Raw genomic sequence first — 18669 nt, 5'->3', positions numbered from 1 at the left:
TCAGCGGTTGTTCTGCTCGATACGTTCCTGCTTTTCCAGGCGATTATCGATAAATGCCTGGCTGCGCAATTGCTCCATCCAGTCCTCGAAGGCCGGGCCGGCACGACGCTCGAACAGGGCCTGGCGGGCACGCATGCGCTGCACCTCGTCGGTGACGTCCTTCTCGCGGCGATCTTCGACCAGGATCAGGTGCCAACCGAAGGGCGACTCGATGGGCTGGCTCACCTGGCCGGGTTGCAGGGCGTTCATGGCGGCCTCGAAGGCCGGCACCATCTCGCCCGGATTGACCCAGCCCAGGTCGCCGCCCTGCGGCGCCGTGCCATCCTGCGAGTACTGCCGCGCCATGTCCTGGAACGTGGCGCTGCCGCTGACGATGCGCTGGCGCACCTGCTCCAGGCGCTGGCGCGCCTGCTCGTCGCTCATGACGGTCGAGGTCTTGATGAGGATGTGACGGGCATGCGTCTGGGTGATGCGCACCGGACCCTGCTCGGCACGCGGCGCGGCGGGTTCGCGTGCCGCCGGAGCCGGGGCCTGTGCGCCACGCGGCGGCGCGCCGGCATCGCTGCGCTGCACGACGCGCAAAATGTGGAAACCGTTGCCCGACTGAATGACATCGGACACCTCGCCCGGCCGCAGGTCGCGTATGGCCTTGACGAACAGATCGGGCCAGCCATCCAGAGGACGCGAGCCCATGATGCCGCCGTTCAGCGCCTCGGGGCCATCCGAACTGGAGGCCGCCAGGCTGGCGAAGTCATCGCCACGACGGGCGCGGGCCAGGATGCTCTCGGCCTTCTGGCGCAACTCGGCCACGGTCTGCGGCGACGAGCCCTCAGGGACGCGCACCAGAATCTGCGCCAGCACGACATCGACCGGGCCATTGGCCATGGGCGGCGGGCTGGCCTGCTGCCCGCCCGCGTAAGCGGGGCGGCCCTGCAAGGCCGGATTGCGCGACTGATCCTTCAGATAGGCATCGACCTCGGCATCCGTGATGATGATGTGATTGTCGATCGTGCGCTGACGCAGACGGTCGGTGCGGATCTCCTCGGCCAGCGACTTGCGGTAGTCATCCCACTTGACGCCGCTCTTCTCGACCTCGGCGCGCAACTGCTGCGCGTTGATCTTGTTGCGTGCGGCCACCATCTCGATGGCCTGGTCGACCTGCCGCGCATCGACGCGGATGCCGAGCCGGTCGGCCTCCTGGCGCTCCAGGCGCTCGTAGATCAGGCGTTGCAGCACCTGCTTCTGCAAGGTGTTGTCGTCGGGCAGCTGAATGCCCCGGCTTTTCAGTTCGCCCTTGGCGCTCGCCGTGGCCTCGCGCACCTCGCGCAAGGTGATCACATCCTTGTTGACGATGGCGGCAATGCCATCGACGAATTGCTCGGCCGGCGCGCTCTGCGCCGGTTTGCCGGCAGGCTTGGCCGACGCGGGCTTTTCGGCCGCGTGCGCCAGAGGCAGCGCCACCCCCAGGGCGAGGGCCAGGAGGCTGCCGCGAAAACGGCGTGTCGATTGCACGCTACGCATCATTCATACCTTTCAAAGGTCGTGCCCGCCGGGGTCGGTTCAGAGACGGGCTGATAGCCCGGAATGCTCTTGTTGAGCAGCTTCAGGGGATCGGTCCCCAGAGCGCCCAGCCCGGTGAGTTCGAGTTGGAAGAAAACTGCCGAGTTGGTGTCGTTGGCCGCCACGGCATACCGCTGGAACACGACCCGGCCGGTCCAGCAGCAATCGCCTTTGTACTCCAGCCCGGCGATGGCCTGCGTGACACGCGGCGAATCGTGGGCGCCAGAGATGCCGCCCGAATCGGTGCTCATCGAATAATCGACGCGACCGACACCATACCAACGATTGGAGAAGGGCCACTGCAGTGCCAGACTGATCTGATTCTGCCCGCGCGGCGCATAGGAAATGTTGTTGACCGGTTCGCGCTGGTAACGATACGCAAGCGCCACCGTGGTCTGGCGCTGCGGCGCCCAGCGCGCGCTGACCATCCCGCGCGACCACTTGTTGTCGTAGGGGTTGTACTGCGCCGCCATGTCGGTGGTCAGGGTGTCGGTCAGGGCTGCGCTGGCCCCCACCAGGAAGTCCGAACGCACGTTCTCGCGCGGCGTCTCGCCAGGCAGGGTGACGCGCTGGTCTTCGAAGTAGATGCGCTGCGCGGCCGACAGGGCCACGCGCTGGAAGCCCGTATTGGCGTCCAGCCAGCGGGTGGTCAGGCCCACGGTCAGCTGGTCGGCATTGACGATGCGGTCCCAGCCGCCGGTATAGATGTTTTCCTGGAAGGCCTGCTCGAAGCTGAAATCGGCCAGGCTGGTGTCATAGACCGGCAGCGCGTTCTGATTGCGGTACGGCACGCGCAGGTAGTACAGACGCGGCTCCAGGGTCTGCATCGACGGCTTGCCAAAGAGCGACGTGTCGCGCTCGAAGGTCATGCCGGCGTCCAGCGAGAAGATCGGCACCGTGCGCGAGGCGTTGCGCTTGTAGGGCGCCAGCCCGCCCAGCCCGTTCCAGTCGCCGTTGTACCAATCGGTGCGGTACTGCGTGTAGTTCACGCCGACCTTGGGCGTGATGTACCAACCGGCGCGCACGATGGGCAGGGCCACGCTGGGGTAGATCTCCAGGCGATCGCCCTGGGGACCGATGCGGTTGCCATTGAACAGCGGACGCCGGAAGCGCACGGCCGTGCCGTCCAGGCGCAGATCCAGGCCGTTCCAGTCGTAGCGGGCGCCCTGCAGGAAGAATTCCGGCACCTTGTCGTAAGGCGGCACGATGGGCGCATCCGGATCCTGCAGCGTGCGGTACTTGTAGACCTGCACATAGGTCTGCCAGTAGTTGTTGGCCCAGCCCACCCGGCCCTGGCGCGGCAGATAGGTGGTCGAGGCGGTGTTCAAGCCCAGCGTGGTCATGTCGCGATAGTAGTTGTCATCGGACACGCCATTCAGGTCCCAGTCGGCATAGAAGCCGTTGCCCAGGAACTGCCGGTGCATGAAGCGATACATGTAGCGGTTGAAGCCGGCATCGCGGTCATTGTGCAGATAGGTGCCGGACACCGAACCCATGTAGGTATCGCCCATGTAGCGGAACTCGCCGCCCATCTGCAGGCCGCGCTTGCCCATGTAGCGCGTGATCAGGGTGGCATCGTAGTTGGGCGCCAGGTTGAAGTAGTACGGGATCGAAAGATCGAAGCCGGTCTTCTTGGAAGTGCCGTAGGTCGGCAGCAGAAAGCCCGACTTGCGCTCCTTGCGCACCGGGAAGGTCAGGTAGGGCGAGGCCAGGATGGGGACATCCTTGAAATACAGCACCCCGCTGCGCGCCACGCCTTCGTTTTCGTCGAAATCCAGGTCGACCGAATCGGCCTTGATGTACCAGGACGGATGCTCGCAGGGACAGCCGCTGTAGACCACCTTGCTCAGGCGCATCTGCGAGCGCCCGAAAATATCGGCATGCTCGGCGCGCGCCGTGCCGCCGCTGGCGCCGATCCAGAAGTTGGGCTCGTCGATCTCGCCGCTGTAGGTGTTCAGGTTCAGGCGCGCGGCCGGGCCGGTCACGACCGTGGCGTCGCGCATGATGCGGGCGTTGCCCTCGATCTTCACGTCGCCGGTGTCATTGCTGTAATGAATGCTGTCGCCCTTGACCACGCCGTCGGCGCGCCGGACCTGGGCATTGCCCTTGAGCAGCACCTCGGAAGACGGCTCGCCCGAGATGTCGTCGGCCTCCATGAAGGCAGGCATCTCGTCGTCGATGAAGCGCCTTTCCCTCAGACCCGGGGAAATACGCAGGCCGGGCATCTGCAACCCGTTCGAGGCCTGCGCCGACCCACCCGCGCCGGCGGTGGTGACATCCGGGCTGCCCTGGGCCTGCACGGCCCCGGCAACGCTGAGAGCGGAGAGGATCAACCACCGGATCATATGCACGAGTAAAAACCAACCTGTCTCTGTGTAGGCATGCCAGCCCGGACGAAGGCTGGATCAACCCGGTATTATAGAGAAGCCTAGACCGCCCGGTTGGCCGGACTGTCCATGGCAGAACACCTGCCTCTGCCAGGCAGGCTCTTCCCTTGAATCGCGCTTCCCGCTAAGACGGCCACCTTGAACTCCCCTCAGACCGACAATCGCCTGGCGGAAATCCACGCCTGGCTGGCCAGCCTCCCCCGCGAGCTGGGCCTGGACCCCGCCACTCTCACGCCGGTGACCGGCGACGCCAGTTTCCGGCGTTATTTCCGCCTGCAGGCCGCCCGCGGCCCGCTGATCGTCATGGATGCCCCGCCGCCGCATGAGGATGTGCGTCCCTTCGTGCACGTGGCCGGCCTGCTGGCCGCCAGCGGCGTGCGCGTGCCCGACATCCTCGCCCAGTCGCCGGACCAGGGCCTGCTGCTGCTGAGCGACCTGGGCGGCCTGAACTACACCCAGCGCATCCGCCAGGGCGTGGACGAGGCGACGCTGCAGCACATGCAGCGCGGCGCGCTGCAATCGCTGCTGCGGGTACAGCAATCCGCCCCCACCGGCCTGGCCGCCTACGACAGCGCCCGCCTGCGCGAGGAACTGGAGCTCTTCCCGCAGTGGTTCGTCAAGGTGCACCACCAGACCGAGCTGGACGACGCCACCCGCCAGAGCCTGCATCAGATGTTCGACCTGCTCTCGAACGCCAACGGCAAGCAACCCGGCGTCCTGGTGCACCGCGACTACCATTCGCCCAACCTGATGTTCAATCCCGACGGCGAACCCGGCGTGATCGATTTCCAGGACGCGCTGTACGGGCCCATCACCTACGACCTGGCCTCGCTGATCACCGATGCGCGCACCACCATCGAAGAGCCGCAACAGTTGGACATGGCCATCCGTTACTGGGAGATGGCGCGCCGGGCCGGCCTGCCGGTGGATCACGATTTTGCCGATTTCCACCGGGCCTACGAGTGGATGAGCCTGCAGCGCAACCTGCGCATCCTCGGCGTGTTCGCCCGCCTGACGCACCGCGACCAGCGCGACAACTACCTGGAGCACATGCCGCGCATGAACGCGTATGTGCGCCAGGTGGCCCAGCGCTATGGCGTGTTCGCTCCCCTGGTGCGCCTGCTCGATCGCCTCGACAAACGCGAAACCACCGTGGGATACACGTTCTGATGCGCGCCATGATTCTGGCGGCCGGCCGCGGCGAGCGCATGCGCCCGCTGACCGACCATACGCCCAAGCCCCTGCTGTCGGTGGCCGGCAAGCCCCTGATCGTCTGGCACCTGGAGCGCCTGGCCGCCGCCGGCTTCACCGACGTGGTCATCAACCACGCCTGGCTGGGCGCCCGGATCGAGGCGGCGCTGGGCGATGGCAGCGCCTACGGCCTGCGGCTGCGCTATTCGCCCGAGTCCCCCGCGCTGGAAACCGCCGGCGGTATCGCCAAGGCGCTGCCGCTGCTGGGCGAGGCGCCCTTTCTGGTCATCAACGGCGATGTCTGGTGCGACTGGGATCCGGCCCAGGCGCGCGCCCGGGTCGCGGACCTGCCCGCCGGCGGCGCCTGGCTGCTGCTGGTGGACAACCCGCCCCAGCATCCCCGGGGCGACTTCCGCCTGCATGCCGACGGCCGCGTCGGCGAGGCGGACAGCGACCGTTTGACCTTCTCCGGCATCGGCATCTACGATCCCGAGTTGTTCGCGGCCCTCCCCGCGGGCGCCGCTGCCCCGCTGGCGCCCCTGCTGCGCCAGGCCATGGCGCAGGGCCGGGTCCACGGCGCCCGTCACACGGGCCGCTGGACCGATGTCGGCACGCCCGAGCGCCTTGCCGCGCTGGCGCAGTCGCTGCAGAACGATTGAACCGGGTCATGGTCTATTTCACAGTATCAACGTCGGAAACCAGAGGTGACCGCCCCGCGGCAGGGCGGGCAGCTCGCGGTATCCTCTGACAATTTGGCTCGCGCACCAGGGCGCGCCGCCGCAGCTGCTATAGGAAGTGTGTTCGCATGGGGATCTTCGGACGATCGCAAAAAACGGTATTCAAACCTTCTCTCTATCAGCCCGGCAAACGCTCGCGGCGCATGCCGCGCTGGCTGGTGCTGCTGCTGATCGGCATTGGCCTGGGCGCAGGCGGCGTGCTGTTCCTGCAGGCCAACTACGGCCCGCAGCGCCTCACAGTCGAGCAATCCGAACAACTGCATTCCGAGCTCAGCGCGGCCAACCTCGACCGCCAGCGCCTGCAGGGCGAGCTCGACAGCACGCAGACCCAGCTCGACAAGACCAAACAGACCCAGGCGCAGAGCAATGAAGAACTGGCCCAGGCGCGCGCGCGACTGGCCGCCCACGACCAGGAGGTCGCGCTGTTCCTCGATGCCATGCCGCCCGACCCGCGCGGCGGCGACATCGGCGTGCGCGCCGCGCGCTTTCAACGCCAGGACGGCAAGCTCGACTACCGGGTGCTCGTGATGCGCGAGAACGACAAGGCGCCGCCCTTCGAAGGCACCATCGATCTTGCCATCGAGGGCACCTATGCCAACGGACGCCGCGACCGCTATACCCCTGATCCGCTGCCGCTCACGCTCAGCAACTACCAGCACGCGGTCGGCGAACTCACGCCGCCCGAAGGCTTCACGCCGCGCACCGTCGTGATCCGCGTGCTCGACGCCCAGAAGCGCCAGCATGCCATGCGCATCTACAACGTGCGCCCCTGAACGGGCGGAGGTGTAACATCTCCGGGATCAGCGCCGCCGCCGGGCGGCGCACCGACCGGAGCCTCCCCGTGAAATACCGCAAACTTGGCCGCACCGATCTGTCGGTCAGCCTGATCGGCCTGGGTACCATGACCTGGGGCGAGCAAAACACCGAAGCCCAAGCCCACGAACAGCTCGACTTCGCCCTCGAGCACGGCGTCAATCTGGTGGACACCGCCGAGATGTATCCGGTGCCGCCCAAGGCCGAAACCCAGGGCCGCACGGAAACCTATATCGGCACCTGGCTGGCCCGGACCGGCCGGCGCCAGGACATCGTGCTGGCCAGCAAGGTCGCCGGGCCGGTGCGCGACGCCAAGCGGCCCAGCCACATCCGCGACGGCAAGACCCACCTGGACCGCAAAAACATCACCCAGGCGCTGCACGACAGCCTGCGCCGCCTGCAGACCGACTACCTCGACCTCTACCAGCTGCACTGGCCGGATCGCACCACCATGACCTTCGGTCGGCCCTTCTACCCCTGGGCCGACGACGCCCATACCGTGGCCATCGCCGAAACCCTGGACGTGCTGCAGGACTTCGTGCGCGAAGGCAAGATACGCCACATCGGCGTCTCCAACGAAACGCCCTGGGGGGTGTCGCAATTCCTCAAGCACGCCGACCAGGACGGCCTGCCCCGCATCGCCACCATTCAGAACCCGTACAGCCTGCTCAACCGCCACTACGAACAGGGGCTATCCGAGTTCAGCCGCTTCGAAGACGTCGGCCTGCTGGCCTACTCGCCGCTGGCCATGGGCATGCTCAGCGGCAAATACCTGGATGGCGCACGCCCCGAAGGCGCACGCCTGACGCGCTACGAGCGCTTCACGCGCTACAGCAACCCGCAATCCGAAGCCGCTACCGCCGAGTACTGCCAGCTGGCGCGCGAGCATGGCCTGACGCCGACCCAGCTGGCGCTGGGCTGGGTCAATGCCCAGCCGTTCGTCACCAGCAACCTGATCGGCGCCACCACGCTGCAGCAGCTCAAGGAGAACATCGGCACCGCCGACGTCAGCCTGTCGCCGGAGATCGTCCAGGCCATCAACGCCATCCACACGCGCTGGCCCAACCCCGCCCCCTAGCGCGGCGCACGCGCCTGCCCGTCCAGGCCTTTCGGCGCCACGCCGAAATGACGCCGGAAGGCGTAGGTATAGGCACTGTGGCTTTCATAGCCGCAGGCCAGGGCCAGCGGCAGGATGGGCTGGCCCGCCACCAGCCCGTCCAGCGACGCCAGCAGACGCGCCCGCAGCCGCCACTGGCCGAAACTCATGCCGGTCTGGCGCTGGAAGTGGCGCTGAAACGTTTTCAGGCTCATGGCCAGGCGTTCGGCCCATTGCGCGGCCTGGCGCTCCCAGGGCGCCTGCCCGCTCGTCAACGCCAGACAGACTTGTTCAATGCGGGAATCGCCGGCCGGCCAGGGCAATTGAAACGCCGGCTCCTGCGGCACGGCCAGTTCTTCACGCAACAGCGCTGCCAGCAGGCGGCCCCGGCGGCTGTGCTCGGCCTGCAAGCCCAGACGGGCCAACTCATCGACCAGCGCCTGCAGCAGCGGCGACACCGGCAGCACCCCATCGCGCTGCGGCAGCCCCCCGGCGCGACGCCCGTCCACAAAGACACAACGCACCCGGGTCGCGCTGCGCATGCGCAGGCGATGCGGCACACCCGGCCCCAGCCAAAGCGCGCGCGAGGGCGGCACCACCCAGCAGGCCTGCGGCGTATCGACCCGCAGCACGCCCGTCATGGTGCACAGCAACTGGCTGCGCCGATGCTCGTGCATGGGCACCAGAGAGCCGGAAGCATAATCCTGCGCCATCCCGGTGATCACAGCGCCGGTGACTTCATGAGCAGCCAGATCGTGAGTCGACAAGCTTGATCCTTTCTCTATAGAAACTGACTCATTCTATTGAAAAAGCCATCGTCGATCTGCCTAAGATGAAGGCTGCCTCCTTCACCGGTTTTTCCCTCGCTTTCCATGTTCGCGCTGCCCCGCCCCGCCCTGCTACCGCTGACCCACGGTCGGGGCTCGCTTGCGCACTGCGCGCCATCGTCTTCCTGATTCCCCCGGGCCCCGACCTCGCACAGCCCCCCCTTTCCGGCAAGGGGAATCAGACCCCACGATTGCGAGGACATCCATGCTGGCCCACCCCCGGAACAAGTACCCCCCTTTCACTCCCGTTGCCCTTGACGCACGCCAATGGCCGGGGCGCACGCTCACCCGCGCACCTGTCTGGCTGTCGACCGATCAGCGCGACGGCAATCAGGCCCTGTTCGAGCCCATGAACCGCCAGCGCAAGCTGCGCCTGTTCGACGAGCTGGTGCGCATCGGCTTCAAAGAGATCGAGGTCGGCTTCCCGTCGGCCTCGCAGACCGACTACGACATCGTGCGCCATCTGATCGAGCACGATCGCATCCCTGCCGACGTCACGCCCATGGTGATCACGCAATTGCGCGAAGACCTGATCCGGCGCACCGTCGACAGCGTGCGCGGCGCGCGTCGGGTCATCGTGCACTTCTACAACGCCATCGCACCGGCCTGGCGCGAGATCGTCTTCGGCATGAGCGTCGGGGAGATCGTGGCTCTGGTACGCCAGCACGTCGCGCTGCTCAAGTCACTGACCGACGCCCGGCCCGAAACCGAGTGGGTGTTGCAGTACTCGCCCGAAACCTTCTGCATGGCCGAACTGGACGTCTCGCTGGCCGTGTGCACGGCTGCGATCGACGCCTGGGACGCCGGCCCGGCACGCCCCATGATCATCAACCTGCCGACCACCGTGGAAGTGACCACGCCCAACGTCTTTGCCGACCAGATCGAATGGATGGACCGGCGCCTGCCTCGCCGCGAGCACCTGATACTGTCGGTGCACCCCCACAACGACCGGGGCACCGGCGTGGCCTGCGCCGAACAGGCCATGCTGGCCGGCGCGCAACGCGTCGAGGGTTGTCTGTTCGGCAACGGCGAGCGCAGCGGCAACCTGGATGTGGTCACGCTGGCGTTGAATCTGTATACCCAGGGAATCGCGCCGGGCCTGGATTTCTCGGACATCGCCGCCGTGGCCCGTATCGCCGAGGAATGCACCGCCCTGCCCATCCACCCCCGCCATCCCTACGTCGGCGACCTGGTCTTCACCGCCTTCTCGGGATCCCACCAGGATGCCATCGCCAAGGGCTTTGCCGCCCAATCCGCCGATGGCCCCTGGCGCGTGCCCTATCTGCCGATCGACCCCAAGGATATCGGCCGCAACTACGACAGCATCGTGCGCGTCAACAGCCAGTCCGGCAAAGGCGGCATCGCCTACCTGCTGGAGCGCGATCACGGCATCGTCATGCCGCGCCGCATGCAGATCGAGTTCAGCGCCATCGTGCAGCGCCACGCCGACGCCAGCGAAACCGAGATCAGCAGCGAGGCCATCTGGCAGTTGTTCCAGCAGACCTACCACCTGCCCCTGATCGAGGGCCCGTTGCGCCATCTGTCCCAGCAACGGGAGGAGCAGCCTGACGGCATGCGCATCCGCTGGCGCCTGCAGGAGGCCGGCGAACGCATCGAACGCGAAGGCGTCGGCAATGGCCCGGTGGCCGCGGCCGCCGCCGCGCTCGACCCCGCCCTGCGCGTGGACAGCTTCAGCCAGCACAGCCTGGGCAGTGGCGCGCAGGCCGAGTCGGTCGCCATCATCGAGGTCGCCCTGCCGGGGCGTGCGGGCACAGCCTTCGGCGTGGGACAGCACGGCAACACCACCACGGCGGCGCTGCTGGCGCTGCTGTGCGCCTATAACCGCGTCTGCGCCTAACGGGTCGCCACGATGAACAGGCGCGGAAACGGCAGCAGCACCGTGCCGTCGGCCAGCGCCGGATAGGCCTGGCCGAGCGCCTGCTCGTAACGCGCCAGGAATTCGCCCTGCTCGGCCTCGTCAAGACGATTGAGATAGGGCAACAGCGCCGTTCCCTTGAACCACTCGACCACCGCCCGTACGCCCGCCAAGGGGTGCAGGTAGGTGGTCCGCCAGACATCGAGGCGGCGGGCCAGCGGCGACAACAGCGCGTAGTACCAGGCGGCGTCGTGACGCGGCGGATGCCCCGCCTGGCCCAGCCTGGCGGCCCAGGGGCCGCTGGCGGCAATCTCGCGCAGCAATTGGTGCGCCGGCTCCTGGAGGTTGTCCGGCGTCTGGATCGCCAGGCTTCCACCGGGCGTCAAGTGCGTCAGCAAACGCGGATAGAGCACTTCGTGGTCTGGCAGCCATTGCAATGAGGCATTGGCGAGAATCACGTCGAACTCACGCTCCGGCTGCCAGCTGGCGATGTCCTGACAGTCGAAGGTCAGGCCGGGAAGCCGGCGCCGGGCCGCCTCCACCATATCGCCAGAACTGTCGATGCCGCTGATCACGGCCTGTGGATAGCTTGCGGCCAGCACCTCGGTGGAATTGCCGGGACCGCAACCCAGGTCCACGGCCTGCCGCACCCGGAACTCGGGAATCGCCGCCACCAGATCACGCACCGGCCGGGTGCGTTCGTTCTCAAAAGCGGAATACTGCTGTGCCGACCAGCTCATGGAAGCTCCAACAAAAGAAAAGGCAGCCCGTCCGGGCTGCCTGGCATCAACATGCCCGAGGGCTCAGGCGGGCGTGCGTGCCACCATCACGCGGCGCACGCATTCGATGGTCCAGATCCAGATTGCCGTGCCGATGATCTCGGAGATGAAACCATCGGTGCCGATCTCCCAGGGCATCGGCCCGGCGCCGATCAAAGGCAGCACGATGCAATGCGCGCCAATCGTGGCCGTCACCCAGGCGAAAGGGATGCCCCACCAGGTGGCGACTTTCGAGCAGGCACGCACCAGAAAACAATACACGATCGCCATCACGATGGAAAACAGGATGTGCACCCCGTTGCCGCCCCAGTTCACTGCCGTCTGGTTGAAGGTGTACACCATGTTGTTGGCATCCGCTCCCATCAGCTCCAGCAGCCGGATGGGAGGCGGCACCGCCGAAGGGGGGCGCGGCACCAGCAAGGTTTCAATGCCCGACTTGACCAGGGCCGAAAAGAACCCCGCCACGATTCCCACCCAGACCAGCCGCCCGCCCGATACGTCATGCCCCGCTTGATGCATCTTCATGGTGTCCCCCAGGATAGAAAAAAAACCCGCCGCGACTGCGGCGGGCCGGTATGAGATGGGGCCGGCGACCCCATCCGCGTTTTAACGACGTCCAGGCTGGCCCTTGGCCTGCTGCTCGCGCGCGTCTTCCTGCGCTTCGAACAACACGCCGCCCATGGCCGCCACCAGCACCATCAGGCCGGTGCCCAGCACCCAGGCCAGGTACCAGGGGCCGTAATCCCCCAGCACCACGCCCAGCAGGATGGCCAGCACGGAGAGGATGCCGGCCAGGATGAACTTCAAGAACAAAGACATGTCGCGTCCTCTCAATAGGCGTGGTCGTCAGATTGAACCTGCTTGACGCTCACCTTGCCGCGCATCACCCAGAAAGCCCAGCTGGTGTAGGCCAGGATCAAGGGGATGAAGACAATGGTGAAGCCCAGCATCCAGCCCTGGGTCAGGGTGCTCGCGCCCGAATTCCAGACCGTCAGGCTGTGCGAAGGATGCGTGACCGACGGCATCAGGAAGGGGAACATGGCAGCGCCCGCGGTGCCGATCACGCAGATCCAGCCCAGCGCGCCCAGCCACCAGGCCAGGATGCGCTGGCGCACGCCCAGCGCCATCATGCCCAGCAGCACCGACACCACCGCCAGGATGGGCAACAGCCACAGCACCGGATGGGCGCTGTAATTGGCCAGCATGCCGCCGGGGCTGCGCTCGACCACCTGCTGCAGCGGCGTCTGCGGCACGCCCGCACCCGGCTGCTTGACCAGCTCGTAGCCGTCCAGATTGGCCGCCCAGAAGCCGCCCACCACGAACAGCACCAGGAACACGCCGCCGCCGATCAAGGCGGCCTTGCGCGCCCGCAACGCCAGCCCCATCTCGGCGCTGCGCATCAGGGTGGTTCCGCCCATGTAGATGGACAGGGCCACCGACGTCAGGCCGCAAAGCACGGCGAAGGGGTTGAGCAGTTCCCAGAAGCTGCCGGTGTAATAGGAGGTCAGGCGCCAGTCGAAATGAAAGGGCACGCCCTGCAGCACGTTACCGATGGCCGCGCCGTAGATCAGCATGGGCAGCGCGCCGGACAGGAACAGCGTCCAGTCCCAGGCATTGCGCCAACGCGGCGACGGCATCTTGCTGCGGTACTCGAAGCCCAGCGGGCGCACGATCATGCTCCAGAGCAGCAGCAGCATGACGATGTAGAACCCCGAGAAGGCCGTCGCATACACCAGCGGCCAGGCGGCGAAGATGGCGCCCCCGCCCAGGATGAACCAGACCTGGTTGCCGTCCCAGTGCGGCCCGATGATGTTCAGCGCCACGCGCCGCTCGTCATCGTTGCGGCCCACGAAGCGCAGCAAGGTGCCCACGCCCATGTCCATGCCGACCATGATTGCCAGGCCCATCAGCAACACGCCCAGCAGCAACCACCAGACTACCGTCAATATCAATGAGAGATCCATGATGGCTTCCTCTTATCCTCAGCGAATGTCGGCCATCGCCACTTGGGCGGTCGGCGCGGCAGGCGGGGGGGCGTCCTCCGGTCCCTTGCGGATCGCACGCAACATGAGGAACAGTTCGACGATGAAGAAAATGGTGTACAGCAGGATGAAACCCACCACCGAGAACACCATGTAAGTCACGCTGTGCGTGGAGGCCGACAGCCACGTGGGCAGCACCTCATAGACGGTCCAGGGCTGGCGTCCCACCTCGGCCACGATCCAGCCGGCCTCGCAGGCGATGAACGGCACGGGAATCATCCATACCGAGAACTTCAGGAAGCGCCTGTAGTGCTGCACCTTGTCGGTCAGCGTCAGGATCAGGCCCAGCAGGAAATAACCCAGCATCACCAGGCCCAGGGCCACCATGATGCGGAACGACCAGAAGATCAGCCAGACCTCGGGGATGGAGTCGCGCGCGGCCTGGTCCACATCGGCCTGGGTCACCCGGCTCAGATCGCCATCAGGCGCATAGCGCTGCACCAGCATCCCGTAACCCACGTCGTCCTTGTGCGCCTCGAACAGCGCCAGGGCCTCCGGATCCTGTGGATTGGCGCTCAGGCGCTCCATGGCCTGCACCGCCGGGATCCCGTTGCGGATACGCTCCTTGGCCTGCAGCTCCAGGGCATCGATGGCCGGCACCGTCCCATCGAGCGAGTGGGTCACCAGCAACGACAGCGCCCCCGGCACCTGCAACTCCCAGAGGTTGCGCTGCTCGCTCTGGGACGGCAGCGCCGCCACGTTGAAGTTCATCGGCGCCTCTTCGGTCTTCCAGAGCGCCTCCATGGCCGCCAGCTTGGTGGGCTGCGCATGGCCGCCGACAAAGCCCAGGGCATCGCCCAGCGTCAGCACACCGGCCGTGCCCAGCACGCCGAACAGCGTCGCCACCCGGAACGAACGGCGGGCAATGTCCAGGTTGCGATTGCGCAGCATGTAGAAGGCGCTCACGCCACAGACGAAAATCGCAGCGGTCACATAGCCGGCCAGCACCGTGTGCACGAACTTGGCCTGGGCATCCGGGTTGAAGAACAGCGTCGAAAAGCTGCTGAGCTCCATGCGCATGGTCACCGGATTGAACACGGCCCCCTGGGGATCCTGCATGAAACTGTTGGCCACCAGAATCCACAACGCCGACAGGTTGGAGCCCAGCGCGACCAGATAGGTCACCACCAGGTGCTGGGCGCGGCTCAGGCGATCCCAGCCGAACACCATCAGGCCCACGAAGGTGGACTCCATGAAGAACGCCATCAGGCCTTCGACCGCCAGCAGCGTGCCGAACGTATCGCCGACGAAGCTGGAGTAATACGACCAGTTCATGCCGAACTGGAACTCCATCGTCAGCCCCGTGGCCACCCCGAGCGCGAAGTTGATCAGCAACAGCTTGCCCCAGAACTGGGCCATGCGGCGATAGACCTCGCGTCCGGTGCTGACGTAGACCGTTTCCATGATGGCAACGATGAACGACAACCCCAATGTCAGTGGGACGAACAAAAAGTGATATAGCGCCGTTGCCGCGAACTGTATTCGCGACAAATCGACGACCAGGTCATTGACGGGCATTATTTAACCTCCCCATGTTGAAACACCGAACCAATCACTGGTCGCGAACGCGCAAGACCCCGCTCTCTGGCGGCAACCCGGCCACGCGGCACGACAAAAGCCGGCCCTTCCTTTACGGAGGCCGGCCATGCAAGACGAAACATTGAGAAAAAACAGAAAATCCCGCGCCGTGCACGGGATGGCGCCGGGGTATGCCTACAGGACGGCAGCGCACGCCAGCCCTGCCAGCCTGCCACGCCGTCGCTGCGAGCAAGCACCGGGCGCGCCAGGCGACGGCACGCGGCACCGTGAAGGCCTGTCACTTTGATGCGAGGTCCCGATGTCGCCGGTTTCGGCATCTGCACTCCTGCTCTACGTGGAAGCGGCACATGCAATACTTGTTCGACACACAAGACAGGCCGGCAAGCTCACGCAGCCTGTGCGTTTGGCATTACCCCAGTATTAAACTACAAAAAACACAAATGAATACGTATGGTGCCCCGGTGCGACATACTCTGAGACAAGTTCGAAAGCCGTATCCTGACTTCCCTCAAGCCCTTATCACGTCAACGACCGCCGATCCCGCACGATGTCACGCGGATCTACTAAGATGAAGACACGGTAAGCACCTCGGACCAGGCGCATGGCGTCGCGGCATCGAAGCAGGACTCGCTCCTGGCCGCCGTCACGTCAATCGCCCCGCATTCGACGGCTCCGGTCCCGGCCCGCGGGCAGTGCCGCTTTGTTTTCCCGTAGCCCGTACCAGCTTGTCCGACCCGAGCACTTCAACGACCCGAAAAGGAAGGCAGATACCATGAGCGACAAACTCTTCGACACCAAGGCCCCGACGACCACCTCGTCCGGCGCACCTGCGGTGAGCGATCGCAACTCCCTGACCATCGGCGCCGACGGCCCCATCGTGCTGCATGACGTCCACTTCCTGGAACAGATGGCGCACTTCAACCGGGAAAAGGTCATTGAACGCCAACCCCACGCCAAGGGCTCGGGCGCATTCGGTGTGTTCGAAACCACGGCCGACGTCTCGAAGTACACCAAGGCTGCGCTGTTCCAGCCGGGCGTGAAAACCGAGATGCTGGCGCGCTTTTCCACCGTGGCTGGCGAGCATGGCAGCCCCGACACCTGGCGCGACGTGCGGGGATTCTCCCTGAAGTTCTACACCACCGAAGGCAACTACGATCTGGTCGGCAACAACACGCCGGTGTTCTTCGTGCGCGACCCAATGAAGTTTCCGCACTTCATCCGCAGCCAGAAGCGCCTGCCCGACAGCGGCCTGCGCGACAACCACATGCAATGGGATTTCTGGACCAGCAATCCGGAAAGCGCCCACCAGGTGACCTACCTCATGGGGCCGCGCGGCCTGCCCCGCACCTGGCGTGAAATGAACGGCTACGGCTCACACACCTATATGTGGGTCAATGCCCAGGGCGAACGCTTCTGGGTCAAGTACCACTTCCACAGCAAGCAGGGCGTGGCCTACTTCAGCAACGCCGAGGCGGCCAACATGGCCGGCGCCGACGCCGACTTCCATCGCCGCGACCTGTTCGAGTCGATTCAGCAAGGGGCCTGTCCCTCATGGGAAATGTCGGTGCAGATCATGCCCTATGCCGACGCGGCCAAGTACCGTTTCAACCCTTTCGATCTCACCAAGACCTGGTCGCACAAGGACTACCCGCTGATCAAGGTCGGCACCATGACCCTGAACCGCAACCCGGAGAACTTCTTCGCCCAGATCGAACAGGCCGCCTTCTCACCGGGCAACACCGTCCCCGGCATCGGCCTGTCGCCCGACAAGATGCTGCTCGGCCGCGCCTTTGCCTACAACGACGCCCAACGCAACCGCATCGGCACCAACTTCCATCAATTGCCCGTCAACCAGCCCAAGGTGCCGGTCAACACCTACATGATCGACGGGCCGATGAACTACCACCACACCGGCGCGGCGCCGGTGTACGTGCCCAACAGCGGCGGGCGCCCGTGGTCGGATGAAACCGGCAAGATCGACAACGGCTGGGAAGCCGACGGCGACATGGTCCGCAGCGCCTACACCCTGCACGCCGAAGACGACGACTTCGGCCAGCCGGGGACCCTGGTGCGGCACGTCTTCTCCGACGCCGACCGCGACGCCCTGGTCGAGACCGTCTCCGGCAGCCTGCTGGCCGGCGTGCGCGAACCCGTGCTCAGCCGTGCCTTCGAGTACTGGAAGAACATCGATCCCACCGTGGGCCAGCGTATCCAGGACAAGGTCACCCAGGCCGCCAAAGCCAAGAAGTAAGCCCGTCTTTGCCGGCCCGCCAGGCGGGCTGGCAAAGCGTGCCGCAAGCCGCCGCGTTCTGGCGACAGCCCCGTGAAGGCGCCATGCGTCTACCCCTCCCCGGCAGGGGCCGGCACCGTGTGCTCGGACCACCCTCCTCCCAGCGCCTTGTAGAGGTCGATCAGGTTGTTCGATCGCGCCAGGCGTGTGCGTATCAGGCTCTGCTGCGCCCCGTAGAGCGAGCGATAGGCATCGAGCACGGAAAGATAGTCGCCCACACCCTCGCGAAAGCGCGACGCCGCCAGCTCATGTGCCTTGCGGCTGGCGAGCACGGCCAACTGTTCAAAGCGGATCTGATCGTCGAGCATGCGCTTGCCCGCCAAGGCATCGGCCACCTCTCGAAATGCGATCTGAATGCTCTGCTCATAGTTGGCGATCTCCAGGCGCTTCTTCACATGCGCGGCGTCCAGATTGGCCCGCAGCGCCCCTGCGCGAAAGAGGGGCAACGTGATCTGCGGCAGGAACGCCCAGGCCCCGGACCCGGAATCGAACAAGCCGTCCAGGGAGGCGCTGGCGGTCCCAGCCGAGCCCGTCAGGCTGATCGCAGGCAGGAAGGCTGCCCGCGCCGCGCCGATGTTTGCATTTGCGCCGCGCAGCATTTGCTCGGCCGCGCGAATGTCAGGCCGGCGGACCAGCAGCCCGGAGGGCAACCCGACCGGCAGGTCGGATGCAAGGATATCCTGCGGCAAGGTCGTCGCGGCATCCAGGCGGCTGGACAAAGCGGGGTCCGGCGGCTGCCCCAGCAACAGCACCAGCGCGTTGCGATCTCTGGACACTTGCCGCGTGTAGACAGACAGCTTGGCCTGCGCATTGAGCAATGCGATCTCCGCAAGACGCAGGTCAAGCTGAGTCGCGTTTCCGGCCTCGGCCAGCTCGGCCGTCAGCGCGTACGAACGCTTCTGCGTGGCAAGGGTTGCTTGCGTCAGCGATAACAGCTCCCGATCCGCCCGCAGCGTGAGGTAGGCATTGGCGACCTCGGCGACCAGGCTCAATTGGGCGGCGATGCGGTTCTCCTCCAGCGCCAGGTACGCAGCCAGGGCCTGGTCGTTGAGGCTGCGGAGACGCCCCCATAGATCCAGCTCCCACGCTGTCGTCACGCCAGCCAGGTCATGGCGCCTCGTGATCCGATCCCCTGGCGAGGTGGCGAGATCCTGCGGCGTGCGCTCCGAGGCGCCACTGGCAGAGACGCTCAGGTTCGGCAACACCGCGGCACGCTGAATCCGGTAAAGCGCCCCGGCCGCTTCGACATTGAGCGCGGCCTTGCGCAGATCCCGATTGTTGTGCAACGCGATTTCTATCAATTGCTGCAATAGCGGATCACGGAAGAAATCACGCCATCCGATATCGGCCGCGGCCCTCTCTTGCGGCTTTGGCTGCATATCCCCGGCCTCCAGGGCGTAGCTCGCAGCGACAGGCGGGTCAGGGCGCTCGTACTCCGGTGCCAGGGAGCAACCCGCAAGCGCAAGCGTCAGCAACGCGAAGGGCAAACCGCGGCAGAAACGGGGGCGAAGGTGTTTCATGTGGAGACTCCT

General features: G+C 65.9%; 15 protein-coding genes. 6 read left to right on the top strand and 9 right to left on the bottom strand.

Going from position 1 to position 18669, the window contains the following annotated elements; all coding sequences use genetic code 11:
* Positions 1-1524 (bottom strand): peptidylprolyl isomerase, encoded by a 1524-nt coding sequence (locus tag A7V84_RS15240; RefSeq protein WP_025517072.1) that lies wholly within the window; start codon positions 1522-1524, stop codon positions 1-3.
* Positions 1521-3911 (bottom strand): LPS-assembly protein LptD, encoded by a 2391-nt coding sequence (locus A7V84_RS15235; protein WP_025517073.1) that lies wholly within the window; start codon positions 3909-3911, stop codon positions 1521-1523. Before A7V84_RS15235 ends, A7V84_RS15240 begins: the two co-directional genes overlap by 4 nt.
* A 174-nt stretch (positions 3912-4085) precedes the next feature.
* On the opposite strand from A7V84_RS15235, the gene A7V84_RS15230 reads away from it, so the two are divergent.
* From A7V84_RS15230 to A7V84_RS15215, 4 genes are all read left to right on the top strand, one after another.
* Entirely contained in the window at positions 4086-5117 is a 1032-nt protein-coding gene (locus tag A7V84_RS15230) for an aminoglycoside phosphotransferase family protein (RefSeq protein WP_082832925.1), read from the top strand.
* On the top strand, positions 5117-5797 hold the full coding sequence (murU, locus tag A7V84_RS15225) for an N-acetylmuramate alpha-1-phosphate uridylyltransferase MurU (RefSeq protein WP_025517077.1): 681 nt from the start codon (positions 5117-5119) through the stop codon (positions 5795-5797). The genes A7V84_RS15230 and murU overlap by 1 nt, the downstream gene beginning before the upstream one ends.
* Before the next feature lie 146 nt (positions 5798-5943).
* A complete protein-coding gene (locus A7V84_RS15220) occupies positions 5944-6648 on the top strand; it encodes a DUF6776 family protein (RefSeq protein WP_033535326.1) in 705 nt (234 codons plus the stop codon).
* A gap of 68 nt (positions 6649-6716) precedes the next feature.
* Positions 6717-7766 (top strand): NADP(H)-dependent aldo-keto reductase, encoded by a 1050-nt coding sequence (locus A7V84_RS15215; protein WP_063491507.1) that lies wholly within the window; start codon positions 6717-6719, stop codon positions 7764-7766.
* Here A7V84_RS15215 and A7V84_RS15210 read toward each other — a convergent pair.
* Positions 7763-8551, bottom strand: coding sequence for an AraC family transcriptional regulator (locus tag A7V84_RS15210; RefSeq protein WP_025517082.1), 789 nt, complete (start codon positions 8549-8551; stop codon positions 7763-7765). The two genes, A7V84_RS15215 and A7V84_RS15210, sit on opposite strands and share 4 nt — an antisense overlap.
* 265 nt (positions 8552-8816) lie before the next feature.
* Here A7V84_RS15210 and A7V84_RS15205 point away from each other — a divergent pair, with 265 nt between their 5' ends.
* Positions 8817-10469 (top strand): 2-isopropylmalate synthase, encoded by a 1653-nt coding sequence (locus A7V84_RS15205; RefSeq protein ID WP_063491509.1) that lies wholly within the window; start codon positions 8817-8819, stop codon positions 10467-10469.
* On the opposite strand, the gene tam is transcribed toward A7V84_RS15205, so the two are convergent.
* The 5 genes from tam to A7V84_RS15180 all read right to left on the bottom strand — a co-directional run bounded on the left by tam (position 10466) and on the right by A7V84_RS15180 (position 14826).
* Positions 10466-11227 (bottom strand): trans-aconitate 2-methyltransferase, encoded by a 762-nt coding sequence (gene tam / locus A7V84_RS15200; RefSeq protein ID WP_025517085.1) that lies wholly within the window; start codon positions 11225-11227, stop codon positions 10466-10468. The genes A7V84_RS15205 and tam overlap by 4 nt on opposite strands.
* 63 nt (positions 11228-11290) lie before the next feature.
* Entirely contained in the window at positions 11291-11791 is a 501-nt protein-coding gene (locus A7V84_RS15195; protein WP_052125814.1) for a DUF1440 domain-containing protein, read from the bottom strand.
* A gap of 81 nt (positions 11792-11872) precedes the next feature.
* Positions 11873-12085, bottom strand: a complete 213-nt coding sequence (locus A7V84_RS15190; protein ID WP_025517087.1) for a membrane protein — start codon at positions 12083-12085, stop codon at positions 11873-11875.
* 11 nt (positions 12086-12096) lie between these two features.
* Positions 12097-13230: a cytochrome d ubiquinol oxidase subunit II gene (gene cydB, locus A7V84_RS15185; RefSeq protein WP_025517089.1), complete on the bottom strand. Its 1134-nt coding sequence runs from the start codon at positions 13228-13230 to the stop codon at positions 12097-12099.
* A gap of 18 nt (positions 13231-13248) precedes the next feature.
* Positions 13249-14826, bottom strand: a complete 1578-nt coding sequence (locus A7V84_RS15180; RefSeq protein WP_025517091.1) for a cytochrome ubiquinol oxidase subunit I — start codon at positions 14824-14826, stop codon at positions 13249-13251.
* A 793-nt stretch (positions 14827-15619) separates the two neighbouring features.
* On the opposite strand from A7V84_RS15180, the gene A7V84_RS15175 reads away from it, so the two are divergent.
* On the top strand, positions 15620-17098 hold the full coding sequence (locus A7V84_RS15175; RefSeq protein WP_033535329.1) for a catalase: 1479 nt from the start codon (positions 15620-15622) through the stop codon (positions 17096-17098).
* Positions 17099-17187: 89 nt separating this feature from the next.
* On the opposite strand, the gene A7V84_RS15170 is transcribed toward A7V84_RS15175, so the two are convergent.
* Positions 17188-18657, bottom strand: coding sequence for an efflux transporter outer membrane subunit (locus tag A7V84_RS15170; RefSeq protein ID WP_063491511.1), 1470 nt, complete (start codon positions 18655-18657; stop codon positions 17188-17190).
* Positions 18658-18669 lie beyond the last annotated feature (12 nt).

Origin of the sequence: Bordetella trematum (assembly GCF_900078335.1) — a bacterium.
Classification (GTDB): Bacteria; Pseudomonadota; Gammaproteobacteria; order Burkholderiales; family Burkholderiaceae_B; genus Bordetella; species Bordetella trematum.
Note: the sequence above shows the minus strand (reverse complement) of the source record. Positions and strands in the feature narration are given on the sequence as shown.

What these genes read in the sequence shown, in the direction of transcription:
- A7V84_RS15240 (WP_025517072.1), bottom strand. Translation starts at nt 1,524, where the DNA reads ATGATGCGTAGCGTGCAATCGACACGCCGTTTTCGCGGCAGCCTCCTG.
- murU (WP_025517077.1), top strand. Translation starts at nt 5,117, where the DNA reads ATGCGCGCCATGATTCTGGCGGCCGGCCGCGGCGAGCGCATGCGCCCG.
- A7V84_RS15220 (WP_033535326.1), top strand. Translation starts at nt 5,944, where the DNA reads ATGGGGATCTTCGGACGATCGCAAAAAACGGTATTCAAACCTTCTCTC.
- A7V84_RS15205 (WP_063491509.1), top strand. Translation starts at nt 8,817, where the DNA reads ATGCTGGCCCACCCCCGGAACAAGTACCCCCCTTTCACTCCCGTTGCC.
- tam (WP_025517085.1), bottom strand. Translation starts at nt 11,227, where the DNA reads ATGAGCTGGTCGGCACAGCAGTATTCCGCTTTTGAGAACGAACGCACC.
- A7V84_RS15195 (WP_052125814.1), bottom strand. Translation starts at nt 11,791, where the DNA reads ATGAAGATGCATCAAGCGGGGCATGACGTATCGGGCGGGCGGCTGGTC.
- A7V84_RS15190 (WP_025517087.1), bottom strand. Translation starts at nt 12,085, where the DNA reads ATGTCTTTGTTCTTGAAGTTCATCCTGGCCGGCATCCTCTCCGTGCTG.
- cydB (WP_025517089.1), bottom strand. Translation starts at nt 13,230, where the DNA reads ATGGATCTCTCATTGATATTGACGGTAGTCTGGTGGTTGCTGCTGGGC.
- A7V84_RS15180 (WP_025517091.1), bottom strand. Translation starts at nt 14,826, where the DNA reads ATGCCCGTCAATGACCTGGTCGTCGATTTGTCGCGAATACAGTTCGCG.
- A7V84_RS15175 (WP_033535329.1), top strand. Translation starts at nt 15,620, where the DNA reads ATGAGCGACAAACTCTTCGACACCAAGGCCCCGACGACCACCTCGTCC.
- A7V84_RS15170 (WP_063491511.1), bottom strand. Translation starts at nt 18,657, where the DNA reads ATGAAACACCTTCGCCCCCGTTTCTGCCGCGGTTTGCCCTTCGCGTTG.